The organism is Persicirhabdus sediminis (genome assembly GCF_016595495.1).
In the GTDB taxonomy this organism is placed as follows: domain Bacteria; phylum Verrucomicrobiota; class Verrucomicrobiia; order Verrucomicrobiales; family Akkermansiaceae; genus Persicirhabdus; species Persicirhabdus sediminis.
On the sequence record NZ_JAENIM010000009.1, the window covers coordinates 195,916 to 209,353 of the forward strand.

At 46.2% G+C, this 13,438-nt stretch carries 12 protein-coding genes; 6 read left to right on the forward strand and 6 right to left on the reverse strand.

The features are described from left to right. Positions 1-114: 114 nt before the first annotated feature. The 6 genes from JIN82_RS02025 (at position 115) to JIN82_RS02050 (ending at position 7,529) form a co-directional block, all read left to right on the forward strand. Complete coding sequence (locus JIN82_RS02025; RefSeq protein WP_200309963.1) at positions 115-1,461, forward strand: CmpA/NrtA family ABC transporter substrate-binding protein; 1,347 nt, start codon at positions 115-117, stop codon at positions 1,459-1,461. A 130-nt stretch (positions 1,462-1,591) separates the two neighbouring features. Then, positions 1,592-3,214, forward strand: a complete 1,623-nt coding sequence (locus tag JIN82_RS02030; RefSeq protein WP_200309964.1) for an ABC transporter permease subunit — start codon at positions 1,592-1,594, stop codon at positions 3,212-3,214. Between the two features lie 19 nt (positions 3,215-3,233). Then, the gene (locus JIN82_RS02035; protein WP_200309965.1) at positions 3,234-4,139 is read left to right on the forward strand and encodes an ABC transporter ATP-binding protein; all 906 of its coding nucleotides are present in this window, start codon (positions 3,234-3,236) and stop codon (positions 4,137-4,139) included. A gap of 8 nt (positions 4,140-4,147) precedes the next feature. Further along, positions 4,148-5,053 (forward strand): ABC transporter ATP-binding protein, encoded by a 906-nt coding sequence (locus JIN82_RS02040; protein WP_200309966.1) that lies wholly within the window; start codon positions 4,148-4,150, stop codon positions 5,051-5,053. Positions 5,054-5,222: 169 nt separating this feature from the next. Further along, positions 5,223-6,482, forward strand: a complete 1,260-nt coding sequence (locus tag JIN82_RS02045; RefSeq protein ID WP_200309967.1) for an alginate export family protein — start codon at positions 5,223-5,225, stop codon at positions 6,480-6,482. Positions 6,483-6,584: 102 nt separating this feature from the next. Then, positions 6,585-7,529: a LysR family transcriptional regulator gene (locus JIN82_RS02050; RefSeq protein ID WP_200309968.1), complete on the forward strand. Its 945-nt coding sequence runs from the start codon at positions 6,585-6,587 to the stop codon at positions 7,527-7,529. A 44-nt stretch (positions 7,530-7,573) separates the two neighbouring features. Here the strand turns inward: JIN82_RS02050 and JIN82_RS02055 are convergent, their stop codons facing one another. The 6 genes from JIN82_RS02055 to kduI form a co-directional block, all read right to left on the reverse strand. Continuing rightward, a complete protein-coding gene (locus JIN82_RS02055; protein ID WP_200309969.1) occupies positions 7,574-8,689 on the reverse strand; it encodes a DUF4861 family protein in 1,116 nt (371 codons plus the stop codon). Between the two features lie 13 nt (positions 8,690-8,702). Continuing rightward, the gene (locus JIN82_RS02060) at positions 8,703-9,986 is read right to left on the reverse strand and encodes a TRAP transporter large permease (RefSeq protein ID WP_200309970.1); all 1,284 of its coding nucleotides are present in this window, start codon (positions 9,984-9,986) and stop codon (positions 8,703-8,705) included. Then, positions 9,983-10,534 carry a TRAP transporter small permease gene (locus tag JIN82_RS02065; protein WP_200309971.1) on the reverse strand — a complete coding sequence of 184 codons (552 nt, stop codon included), beginning with the start codon at positions 10,532-10,534 and terminating at the stop codon, positions 9,983-9,985. The genes JIN82_RS02060 and JIN82_RS02065 overlap by 4 nt, the downstream gene beginning before the upstream one ends. Beyond that, positions 10,531-11,556, reverse strand: coding sequence for a TRAP transporter substrate-binding protein (locus tag JIN82_RS02070; protein ID WP_200309972.1), 1,026 nt, complete (start codon positions 11,554-11,556; stop codon positions 10,531-10,533). The genes JIN82_RS02065 and JIN82_RS02070 overlap by 4 nt, the downstream gene beginning before the upstream one ends. A 242-nt stretch (positions 11,557-11,798) precedes the next feature. Next, positions 11,799-12,563: an SDR family NAD(P)-dependent oxidoreductase gene (locus tag JIN82_RS02075; protein ID WP_200310022.1), complete on the reverse strand. Its 765-nt coding sequence runs from the start codon at positions 12,561-12,563 to the stop codon at positions 11,799-11,801. 11 nt (positions 12,564-12,574) lie between these two features. Then, on the reverse strand, positions 12,575-13,411 hold the full coding sequence (gene kduI / locus JIN82_RS02080) for a 5-dehydro-4-deoxy-D-glucuronate isomerase (protein ID WP_267906492.1): 837 nt from the start codon (positions 13,409-13,411) through the stop codon (positions 12,575-12,577). Positions 13,412-13,438: the final 27 nt, after the last annotated feature.

A 13,438-nucleotide genomic window follows, 5' to 3' on the forward strand; every position in this document is an offset into this window, starting at 1 on the left:
AAGCACTTAAGACAATCATTAATTTAAATCATAACACTCATGAATCTCATGATTGCTCAATGGCACTGTGAGTGCTCAAGCCAGCCATGTGAGTAAAACGACTCTCTTACAAAAATGAAAAAAAGACTTATCATCCCTATTATTGGTCTCCTCGCTAGCGCTTCCCTGCCAGCGGAAACACTCGATCTAGAAAAAGATTCACTTAAGTTTGGTTTCATCAAACTGACTGATTGCGCTCCCATCGTCATCGCCAAAGAAAAAGGCTTCTTCGAAGACGAAGGTCTACAAGTTGAAGTCATTGCTCAGCCTAACTGGAAGACCTTGCTAGATAACGTCATTTCTGGCGAACTAGATGGTGCTCACATGCTCTCAGGCCAGCCAATTGCTGCTACTATCGGCTTTGGTACCAAGGCTCACATCGTCACCGCCTTTACCATGGACCTCAACGGAAACGGCATCACTGTATCTAACTCCATCTGGGAACAGATGCAGGAAAACGATCCTAGACTCGATAGCCCAACACCTCCACACCCTATCTCAGCGGAGGCGCTCAAGCCAATCGTTGAAGAGAAGTTAGACGACGGTGAGAAACTGCAGATGGGCATGGTATTCCCAACATCTACTCACAACTACGAGCTACGCTACTGGCTTGCAGCCTCAGGTATCAACCCAGGCATGTATACAAAGTCAGACATCGGTGGCCGAACAGATGCTCAGGTAGAACTATCAGTTACTCCTCCACCAATGATGCCAGCAACGCTTGAAGCAGGTAACATTCAGGGCTACTGCGTAGGTGAACCATGGAACCAAGCAGCTGTAGAAAAGGGAATAGGCGTACCTGTGACTACTAACTTCGATATCTGGAAAAATAACCCAGAGAAAGTATTTGGTGTTTCTAAAGCATGGGCTGACGAAAACCCACAAACATATCTCGCTGTAACAAAAGCACTCATCCTTGCTGGTCAGTGGTTAGACGAAACTGATGCAAGCGGCAAGCTGGTTAACCGTGAAGAAGCTGCACGTATCCTCTCACGCCCAGACTATGTTGGAGCTGATTACGATGTGATCAAAAACTCAATGACAGGCTTCTTCTTATTCCAGAAGACAGACAAACGTGAAATGCCAGACTTCAACGTCTTCTACAAATACCACTGCACCTACCCATGGTACTCAGACGGTATTTGGTTCCTCACTCAGATGCGTCGTTGGGGACAAATCACAGAGGCCAAACCTAAAGATTGGTACCTCGAAACAGCTAAGGAAGTATACAAGCCTGAGATCTACCTCAAAGCTGCTCAACTCCTGCTAGACGAAGATAAAATCAAAAAAGAAGATATCCCTTGGGATAGCGACGGCTTCAAAGCTCCAACAACTGAATTCATCGATGGCATCGAGTACAACGGCAAAGAGCCTATCAAATACCTCAATAGCCACAAGATCGGTAACAAAGATTCAGAGTAATACTCTACACTCCCCCATTTGACTCCATATCCAGCCGGGTCAGCTAACTGACCCGGCTCCACTTCCACCATTCAGCACCCTGCTCGTCACCCCAGCCCTAAAGACTGAGCTCCTCATCACACACGCTGTCATGAAAATTCTATCATCTATCAAGTACCCACTTCTCAAGGCCATCGACATTTCAGGCCTAACGTTTCTATCACCTGTAGTTCGTTTGTGCTACGGCGAAGAACCTTCTGTCCAGCTGAAGAAAATCGGCCAATGGATCATCATTCCAGTCGCCGCCATGCTCTTATTTATCTTTGCGTGGAATGCTGGCTCAGGGCTGATCAAAACAAAAGCTGGCACCCTACCCACACCTGGTGAAACAGCCGATGCATTAGGATCTATCAATACCTTTGCTGATCGCGAAGACCTCAAAAAAGAGGCCTATAACTTAACTGGTGAAGAACGCTTGGCTGCTCTAGCTGTTGCCGAAGCCCAGCTAGCCAGCATCACACCTAAGGTGCAGGAAACTACAGATGCCGTGGCTCAAGCAAAGTCAGAGCACGAAAAAAGCATCGCAGTTGTCGTTGAGCCATTAGAAAAAAACTACGACGAGCTGAAAGAAAAGTTCTCACAAGCTCAGGACAAACGCAAACAAGAGCTCGAGAGTGTATCTGAAACTCTAGTCATTGGAGACAAAGCTAGCTACACCAAATTTCTCGACTTAGTAAAAGCTAACGAATCCCAAACAGATGCTGAAAAAACTGAGCTAAGCTCACTCAAAGCAGCCATCAGTGATGCTCGCAACGATAAGTCTAAAAAAGTTGCTCTAGCATTGTCCATGCAGACAAAAGTAGCTGAAGAAAAGCAGTTCCTAGAAAAGCAGATTGAGCAACTCACCAAGCGCAACCGCTCAATCATGGTAGAATCTGCCGAAACTAACATCTCCACAACTACCGAAGAACTCTATCAACTCACCGGAGCTGACGCCTACAAAAAAGCACGCAGTATCGCTAAAGATGAATCTCGTTTAGAGAAAACTATCGAATCAAAATACGCTCAACCAGCTACACTTTGGTATCAAGTTAGACGTTCCATCCTTTGTGTATTTACCGGATTCATTATCGGTGCTGGCATCGCTATCCCTATCGGCATCCTCTGTGGACTCAACTCTACCTTCATGGCAGCCATGACTCCATTCATCGCCATCTTCAAACCAGTATCACCTATCGTTTGGCTACCAATCGCTCTGATTATCGTTGGTGGATTCATTCCTGATCCAGAAAATAACGCTGTCATTCAGTGGCTCTGGAAAGCTCCTCTTATCGATATATACAAAATCAACCCAGCATTTATCGCCTCAGCAATCACCGTAGCTCTATGTTCACTCTGGGCCACATTGGCTAACACAGCTCTCGGTGTCGCTAGCATTGATAAGGATCACATGAACGTTGCTAGAGTACTCAAGCTAGGTTTCTGGTCACGTCTGTTCAAGATCGTCATCCCATCAGCGCTACCTCTCATCTTTGCAGGACTTCGCATTTCACTCGGCGTCGGCTGGATGGTTCTGATTGCAGCTGAACTTCTATCATCCTCTGAAGGTATCGGTAAGTTCGTATGGGATCAGTTTAACAACGGAGCCTCTGACTCATTCGCTAAAATGATGGTTGTCGTCTTCGTAGTTGGTTTTGTTGGACTCATTCTCGACCGTATCATGATCGTCTTCCAACGCCTCGTTTCCTTCGAAGGATCAAAGGCTGCTATCTAATTCCTAACTCAATAAGAGCATGTCCTATTTGGAACTCAAAGATGTCTCGGTCTCATTTGGCCCAGCATCGAATCGAACTGAGGTTCTCTCTAACCTCAATTTAAAAGTAGAGGAAAACGAATTTGTAGCCGTGATTGGATTCTCTGGCGCAGGTAAGTCCACATTGATGTCACTACTAGCTGGCCTGCAAGAGCCTACTAATGGCGAGGTACTCTTCAAAGGTAAGCCCATCAAAGGCCCCGGCCCAGACCTCGGCATCATGTTTCAGAACTACTCACTGTTGCCGTGGCTCTCAGTCAACGACAACGTCAAACTAGCCGTTAACAAGGTATTTCCAGAACTATCCAAAAAGGAAGTCGATGAAAAAATCCACAACTACGTTGAGATGGTTAGACTCGACCACGCTGGTGACAAAAAGCCACATGAACTAAGTGGAGGCATGCGCCAGCGCGCCTCACTCGCTCGTACCTTATCATTAGATCCTGAAGTTCTTCTACTTGACGAACCTCTATCAGCACTCGATGCCCTAACACGCTCAGAGTTGCAGGACCAGATTCTCAACATCTGGGAACGCGACAAACGCACCGTAGTCATGATTACTAACGACGTGGACGAAGCAGTTCTCATGGCAGACAGAATTGTTCCCCTAACGATGGGACCAAAGGCCACCCTAGCTGATGAGTTCATCGTCAATATGGAGAGACCTCGGGACCGCCACACGCTCAATGACCACCCAGAATTTATGCGCCTGAAAGCGGAAATCACCCGCTTTATGATGAATCTAAACAAAGAAGCTAAGAGTCTAGCAAAACCTGTTAATACCAGCATGCCAGACATCGCACCTAAAGATTTCACCGTACCATCTGGCCGTCCACAATTCAGCCGCAACTTCAAAATCAGCGCTAGCCCGAGCACTCCATCATAATTAACCCTATGAAGACTCAATCAAAATTTGTTGAAATCTCCCACCTCGTCAAAGAGTACCCCAACCCATATGGCGACGACTTTAGGGTCATCGAAGATTTTAACCTGAATATCAAAAAGGGTGAGTTCATCTCACTTATTGGCCACTCAGGCTGCGGCAAATCTACCGTGCTCACCATGCTCGCCGGACTCAACGAAATCTCAGATGGCGGCATCATTGTTGGGGATAAAGAAATTGACGGCCCTGGTCCAGATCGCTCCGTGGTATTTCAGGCTCCGTGTTTGATGCCATGGATGTCTGCCTACGGCAATGTGATGTTAGGAGTAAAAAATATCTACCCACACGCCACCAAAGCACAGCAAAAACAAATCGTAGAACACGCACTTTCAGTTGTCGGCCTAGCTGACTCAATGAAAAAGTATCCAAGTGAAATGTCTGGCGGCATGCAACAGCGAGTCGGTATTGCTAGAGCCATTGCCCTGCAACCAAAAGTTCTCTTGCTAGATGAACCCTTTGGCCGACTGGATTCACTTACTCGCATGGAACTGCAAGATGTGATTGTCGACATCATCGCTAAAGAGCAACTCACTGCCATGATCGTAACTCACGACGTCGACGAAGCTGTGTTCATGGCTGACCGCTGCGTCATGATGTCTAACGGGCCAAAAGCCAGTGTTGGCGAAATTCTCGAAATTGACTTCGACCGCCCGCGTGACCGTGAGAAAATCTTCAAAGATTCACAATTTTTTGCCTATCGTGAGCACCTTCTAGCATTCCTAGAGCAACGCTCACACATCAAAGACAAAGCGCGCATTTTCTCCGATAAATCAACGCTTGGATTTATGTCCGAGCAAGAACTGCACGATTTCCAAGTTAAGCTCGGCGTTCCCCCGCAGCCAGCTCAAGGTCACTAAAACATTTGAATCAATCAAACCTCTCGATTCACAATCAAAGATTAATCGGTAAAGTTAATCGGCAGGTATTTCTATCTCCCACAAATATAACGCGGTAGAGCTTACATAATAAGTTGGCACAATATATGCTACCGCTCTATAAAAAATATGCACTTATTGCAAACAGAACATGAATACTAAAAAATCCATTGCTGTGGCCATTTGTATGGGCCCACTCACCCTAGCACAACTTGCAACTGCTGGATCAGACGACCTCGTCGTTCCAGCCGCCCCCGAAGCCAAACAAATTGGTGATTACCTCAAGCCAGTTTTTGACGTACGTCTTCGCTACGAATACCGCGATCAAGACGGACTTGAGTCATCTAACTCTATCACAGCCCGTGCACGCGCAGGTCTGATGCTCAAAGACCTTCACGGTTTCAGCGCATTGGTAGAGGCTGAAGGTACAGTCGCACTGCTAGATGACTACAACTCAGGAGCTGCTGGAGCCCGTCCATTTAATCCAGGACAAACTGCTATCAGTGACCCTGAAAACCTGGAAATGAACCGCGTATGGGCTCAGTACGAGCGCAACGAATGGGCTATCAAAGCTGGTCGTCAGCGCATCATCCGCAACAACGCTGCCTTCATCGGTAACGTTGGCTGGAGACAGAATGAGCAGACATTTGACGCTGCTCAGCTGAGCTATAAAGCCGAGGCTGCATCTATCAGCTATGTCTATGCTGACCAAGTGAACCGAATTTTTGGTAAAGACGCAGCAGGTGGCGCCAAAGAATTTGAAGGCGACTTCCACCTCATCGACGGCCAATTTGACAGCCCAATTGGCAAAGTTGGCGCGTATGCCTACCTCATGGATGTGGAGAACGTAACTAAAGTGGGTAACAACACCGTTGGTGCCTATAACACTTTTGACCTTCTCTCTGGCAAACTCTATCTCGAAGGTGCCTATCAGTCACAGGGCAACTCTAACTCTTTTGACTATAGCTCAGGTTACGGTCACGCTCACTACACACTCAGCTGTGAAGATACCAAACAATCTTTCTCATTCGGCCTTGAGTACCTTGAGCAAGCCTTCGTTACGCCGCTCGCTACCGTACATGCCTTCAACGGCTTTGCAGACGCCTTCATTGGCGACCGTATTGGTTTAAGCAAAAACAACGATGGCACCCGCTCAAACAACTACGAAGGTCTCTCTGACTTTTATGTAAAGTACACCAAAAAAGGCCTTCCTTACGGTCTTGTAGGCAAAGCCCACGCTCACTACTTCCTCACAGATAGCTTTGATAACAGCTACGGTTGGGAACTTGATGGTGTGCTAGTTAAGAAGTTCAACGAGAACTTCACTGGCCTAATCAAAGCAGCTTACTTCTTCGGAGATAGCCGCCCTGACATCGCCCAGATCACCACTGATCTTAGCTATACATTCTAATCAATCCCATTGTGCGGCCTAAACTTTTGTGTGTTTTCAACTTAGGCCGCACATTTCCCCCACTTTATGAAAACGCTCATTAACACGCTTCCGTGACTCAATATGAACATGATTCTACCAGAACTGAGACAAATTCGTGCATTCAAAGCTGTAGCTGAGCACCTGAGCTTCACAGCAGCAGCCTATGAACTCAACCTGACCCAGTCAGCTATTAGTCACTCAGTTAAGTCACTGGAAAATCTGCTAGGAACCACATTGATTGATCGAGTAGGCAAATCTATCACCTTGAGCCAGGCTGGCAATTTATTTTACCGCAGAGCCAAAGGCATACTAACTGATCTTGAAGTCGCCTGTAATGAGATCGAAGTGCTGAGCCGCTGGGGCCAAGGACGTCTGCGCATTGGTGCGACGAGTACCATTTGCCATTACGTACTGCCCCAAGTTCTAAGCCAATTTCAGAATGAATACGCGCATTGCCAGATTAGTATCGAAACTAACGATACAGAAGAACTAATGGCAATGATGAAGCAAGGGAAGATCGACATCGTCATTGGCCTAACGGACACCCATCCGTACCCAAATTTCAACAATTACCTTCTATTTGAAGACAAGCTCATGCTCTGCATGTCAGCCGACCACGCGTGGGCGAAGTTAGATTCTATCCCGCTCGAAGAGATCAGCAATGAGCAAATCATGATCTACTCGCGCACGAGTACCACCTATCGCATTATCAGCGACCACTTCAAGCTGCGGGATATCCAGCTGAAACGCACGCTCGCGCTAGGAGACATGCATGCCATTAAAGAAATGACCCGCCTGGGCATTGGCGCAAGTATCGTCTCTCCTTGGGTGATAGAGCGAGAGCTGGAGAATAAAGAGCTAGCGATCAAAGATCTACCAATTCCTGCTCCAGTAAGAAGATGGGGGCTATTTACCCACAAAGACCGTGAGCTCATGGCCCACGATCATCGCTTCATTGAGCTCTGTCAGGATATTTGCAGCAAATACCACATGACTGACAAGTTGCTCAAAAGTAAAATAGCTTAAGCTACTAACTGGATAGCAACACCATCCAGTTAGTGACAATGAAGTTATCGAAGCACTTTCACTTCCAATGGCTTCTCAAGCTGGGCACGGAAACTAGCTAGATAGTTTTCCCAGTCTGCTTTATCTTTAAAAGTGTTAGCCTTGACCCAGCCAAATCCGATATAACAATCAAATTTACCGTCTGCTCCGGTGTTGAGTTTGCCCCAAATGTGAGACTCATCTCTCGCCGCTACCTTCACGGTATCAAATTCTGGATTTTCGGAGAAAACAACGCCAACACCTAGAGGACCGGCACCTTTAATACTTTCCCAAACACTCATCCAGCTTGTATCGTTAGAAACCTGACCTTTACCATCATGGGTGGTAATGCCTACGGCTGCAGTAAGATCAATTGGCTTACCATCCTGAGTGAACATAGAAGATGAGTGAAACACGTGCTGCCCCAAATCAATGGTGATGGTTTTAGCCTCTTCCACCTTGCCACCTTTATAATCGTATTCGTAGAACAATGTAAACCGGCTACGCAGAGGGCCATTGCATTCAACTTCACTGCGAGTGAATGTATTAGATGTTAGGTAATCATTTCCAACTACAATAGCTGTACCACCTGTACCACGAGACTTTCCAACATGATATGGGTCGTGCCCTTCGCCATGGTCTTTATGATAAGAAACCTTTTCTTCGAGATGCAGTTTATACCACTTATCGATGATAGGATAGTTCACGCGCTTTAACCACGCGTCAATGCCGCTATCCTCGTTACTCTCACGCAGAGCTGGTCCATAAGTACGGAATGCGATGTAATCATTCTCCCAAGCAAAGTCATCTGCGCGCTCAGGAACTAAGCGAGCGAAGGTACTTCTATCACCATGATCGGCTTTTGACTTACCGCTGGTAATTTCAAATTTCACAGCTTCTAATGCCTTGAAATCCGACTGGAATAATAAGTTTGTGCCGTCCAGTTGAGTAACTAACTCATTTCCTGACGAATCTTTCACGATGTATTCCTCAGCCTTAAAATCAAACTGTGAAACATCTAACTGAACGATCGCCGACTTCAATGGCACTTCGCTAGGGTTGTTAACTTCGAAACGCTGAAGGTCCGCGCTAGCTATGCCTGATAAGGCCAGCATTATGCTGAGGGAATATCTCATTTTCATATATCTATAATGGTTATTTTAGAAAGCTAGGAAGAAACTCCGATAGAAACGGAACAAACGTAATAAGCAAAAGAGCGCAAACCATCGCTATGAAGAAGGGAATCATTGCAGGAGTAACCTTTGCAATAGACGTCTTACCTACGCCACAGCCAATAAACAGACAGGTCCCAACAGGTGGAGTGCACAAACCGATACATAGGTTGGCAATCATTATGATGCCAAAATGAATTTCGGAAATTCCGAGCTCACCAGCTACAGGTAGAAAAATAGGCGTGAAGATAAGAACCGCTGGGGTCATATCCATGAACGTTCCCACTGCTAATAGAACCAAATTGATGCATAACAGAATGATGATTGGCTGTGATGAAATCCCTAGCATAAACGCACTAACTTCACGTGGAATATTTTCAATCGTTAGTAACCATGACATGCCTGAACTAGCGCCAATCAACAACATCACAACAGCTGTAGTAATGCCGGTTTGGATAAAGATGCTAGGCATGTCGGCGAGCTTGACTTCACGGTAAACGACCACAGCTAACAAGAACGAGTAAGCCACCGCAATAGCTGCAGCTTCCGTAGCAGTAAAGACACCGCCCAAGATTCCACCAATAACAATAACGATGAGAAGCAGGCTCAAAATAGCACGGCTGAAAGTCTTCACGATCTCAGCAAATGATGAGCGCTCACCTGCAGCTAGACCTTTGCGTTTTGTGTAGATAAAACAAACAACCATGATCGCTAGGCCTGTAAGAATACCGGGGAGAATGCCAGCTAGAAACATCGCGCCAATAGAAGCGCCTGAGGCAACCGCATATACAATCATGATGTTGCTAGGCGGGATCATCATGCCAGTAGTCGCCGCAGTTGTCGTTACAGCAACATTGAACTCGTTAGGGTAACCCTTACGTTTCATTTCAGGAATCATAAAGCCACCAACTGAAGATACCGCAGCTGCTGCCGATCCAGAAATTGAACCAAAAAGCATGCAGGTGAGCGTATTAACGTAACCTAGACCGCCTGGAAATCTGCCAACACATGCGCCAGCAAAATCAATCAGACGTCTAGCCATTCCCCCTTTGCCCATTAAGATTCCGGATAGAATAAAAAATGGAATTGCCAACAAAGCAAAGCTATCAATGCCGCTGGCCATCCTGTTAGCGACTACATATGTTGCCTCTAAATCTGAGGCAATCAGGCACAGCCATGTCGACAGAGCAATAGCTACGGCAATCGAAGTATTACTGATTAACAGAGCCGCAAAACTAACTAATAAAATAATAATTACGTCATTCATACTTCCTCTTCTTCAAGTTCGTTTTCAGCATGCCCACAAACTAATTTGAGCAAGGTTTCCAAAGTAAAATAAGCCGTTGTCACCCCGCTGATAGGGACAACCACATAGACCCATGCTCGGCTAATTCCCATAGCAGCCAGCACCTGGCCGCTAGCGTAGGTATCTTTCACAATAGCCCAGCCACCTTGGCCTAAAATCACCACTGCAAAAAATAATACCATCAGCTGTGAAAGCACAGCTAACAACCTTCTAGCTGCAGGGTCTAAACTTCTAGCTAGAATATCAACACCTAGGTGTGAGTGGCCAGCAAAGGCCAAACTAGATCCAATCAATGTCACCCAGATGAGTAACATTCTCGCTAGCTCTTCCGTCCAGCTCGCTTGGTTATCAAATACGAAGCGTGTCACCACACCCCATAATACTGAGAAAACTAAGCCGCCAACCGCAACTACAACCAGAGCACTTAGGATTCTAACTATAACGCGGTGAATTACCGCCATGACGGCAAAAAGACCATTCTGATCTGCCCCCTCTTTAGCATCCATCATTCTGCTAGTTTTTGAATTTGCTGCATTACATTGCCAACCTCGGTACCTTTGAAGCCCTCTTTGTAGCTTTCCACCTTCTTAGCAAACAATGATTTATCGGGTTCGACCACTTTCACACCTGCTGCGATTGCGATTGCTTTAGCTTCGTCGGATTTTTCCTGCCAGAGTTTTCGCTGATAGACAGATGACTCTGCAGCTGCAGTTTTCAATACAAGCTGTTGCATTGGCGTCAACCTCGCCCAAGCAGATTCACCTATCAGCAAGACGTCTGGGTTACTGGTATGTTCGTTTTCGGTGAAAAATTTGCTCACCTCATAATGTCTATCGGTTACGTAACTGGGCCAGTTATTTTCAGCTCCATCAACCGTGCCCTGCTGCAGAGCTGAATAAAGCTCGCCGTATGAAATAGGTGTAGGTGATGCCCCCAGCTGACGCATGCTATTGATGGCAATGTTGCTGTTCATCACACGGATCTTTTGTCCTTTGAGATCATCCGGGGTCACTACCGATTTCTTTGTCATGTAGAAACTACGTGAGCCAGCATCGTAATAAGTTAGTCCGCGAAGTTTCTTATCTAAACCACTCGCTAACATCTCATTGCCTAACTCACTATCAAGGACCTTCCAATAATGCTCTCTGTCTTGGAAGACGTAGGGCAAGTTGTAAGCAGACATGATAGGAACAAAACTCTCCAAGGTATTAGAGGATGCCTTTGTCATATCTAAAGCACCGCTCTGCAGTGACTCGATACTAGCAGTTTCACTGCCAAGCACACCTCCTGGGTGAATTTCAATAGTCATGCTGCCACCGGATAATTCTTCGACACGCTTTTTCATATATAGCATGCCCATATGTACTGGATGCGACTCTACCAGACCGTGAGCCAGCTTAAGTTCTACTCGACCACCAGCTGCCTGACCCGAACTTTTGCTTTGCTTGAGACGGAAAGCGAAGCCTGCCGTAGCAACCACCACCCCCGCTAACAGACCGCATAAAAAAAAGGATTTGTGTTTACCTATCATGTTTAGTTATCTTTTCATGTTTATTCGTCGAGACAACACAAAAGGCGACATTCATACCAAACGCATATTTTTGAGTTATCGCTATGTGTCGCTAAAAAAATAGCACTACCACCACAAGAACCATGTACTGTGGTAATAATGCTATTTCTTTCATAATCAAACTAAAAATAATTCATAGTTTAATTTGCGACACTTTGACTTCCAGATGACGTCAAGGACGTCCAAATTATCACTCTCAAAATCTATCGACCCATCCAGCCACCATCAACGACCATCGTATGGCCTGTCATGTAATCAGATGCTGCGCTCGCTAGATAAACGACAGGACCTTTGAAGTCCTCAGCTTCTCCCCAGCGACCAGCTGGAATACGAGCCAAGATAGAAGTACTTCTATCTGCGTCGTTGCGAAGTGCTTCAGTATTGTCTGTCGCGATGTAACCAGGCGCAATGGCATTCACTTGTACATTGTAACCAGCCCACTCGTTTGATAGAGCCATTGTTAGCTGGCCAATTCCCCCCTTACTAGCAGCATATCCAGGAACGGTAATACCGCCTTGGAAGGTTAGCAGAGAAGCAGTGAAAATGATCTTACCTTGCTTGCGAACTAACATCTCTTTGCCAATTTCACGCGACAATACAAACTGGGCATTGAGGTTTACCTCTATCACTTCATCCCAAATATCATCACCGTGCTCAGCAGCTGGCGCGCGTTTGATCGTTCCTGCATTATTAACAAGAATATCAATCACTGGATTTTCTGATTTCACCTGCGCGATGAACTCGCTGAGAGCCTCACGCTTAGAAAAATCACATTGATAGGCAGTAAACTTCCTGCCAAGCGCCTCAACTTCTTTGGCTACTTCAGAGCCACTCAGTTCAAGACTAGCGCTAACGCCTAGAATATCAGCTCCCGCTTCAGCTAGAGCGACAGCCATCGCTTTACCAATGCCGCGCTTACACCCCGTCACCAAGGCGACTTTTCCCTTAAGCTCGAATTGTTGCAAAATAGACATTACAGTTAGAGAATTTGATCCATTCCAAGGTGATCCATATCATCAAAGATTTGGTTTTCACCGCCCATTACCCAGCAGAACTTGTACGCCGCAGTTCCTGAGCCAGAGTGAATAGACCAGCTAGGAGAAATAACCGCTTCTTTAGAACCAATCACGAGATGACGTGTTTCTTGAGGCTCGCCCATGTAATGGAAAACTCGAGCGTCATCTACCATGTCATAATACATGTACACTTCTGAGCGACGCACGTGAGTGTGAGATGGCATGGTATTCCACACACTACCTTCTGCGAGCTCTGTATACCCCATGACTAACTGACAGCTTCTAATGCCTTCAGGATGGATGTATTTATAGATGGTTCTAACGTTGCATGATTCAGCTGCGCCGAGGTGGACAGCTGCGGCGTCAGCCTTCTTTGCTAGAGTAGTTGGGTGATCCGCATGCGCTGGATAACTGGCTAAATAAAACTCAGCTGGCTGAGAATTATCATCACTAAGGAAGGTCATTTCCTTACTACCGCGGCTGACATAAAGGCAGTCGCCATTTTCCATGCGGTACTCTACACCATCTACCGTCACCACGCCGTTAGCTCCAATATTGAGAATACCTAACTCACGTCTTTCGAGGAAAAACTCAGTGCGTAATTCTTCAATAACGCCCAGCTTGAGGGCTTCACCAGCTGGAACTGCTGAGCCTACAATCACACGGTCAACATCTGAGTAGACCATTTCTAACTTACCTACAGTGAATAGGCTAGAAATCAAAAAATTCTCCCTCAGCTCCGCAGTTGTCATTCTACTTACCCGTACTGGGTCCGCTGCTGTTCTTACATCCGTAATCATCTTTATATGTATTTAGAAATTCGTATT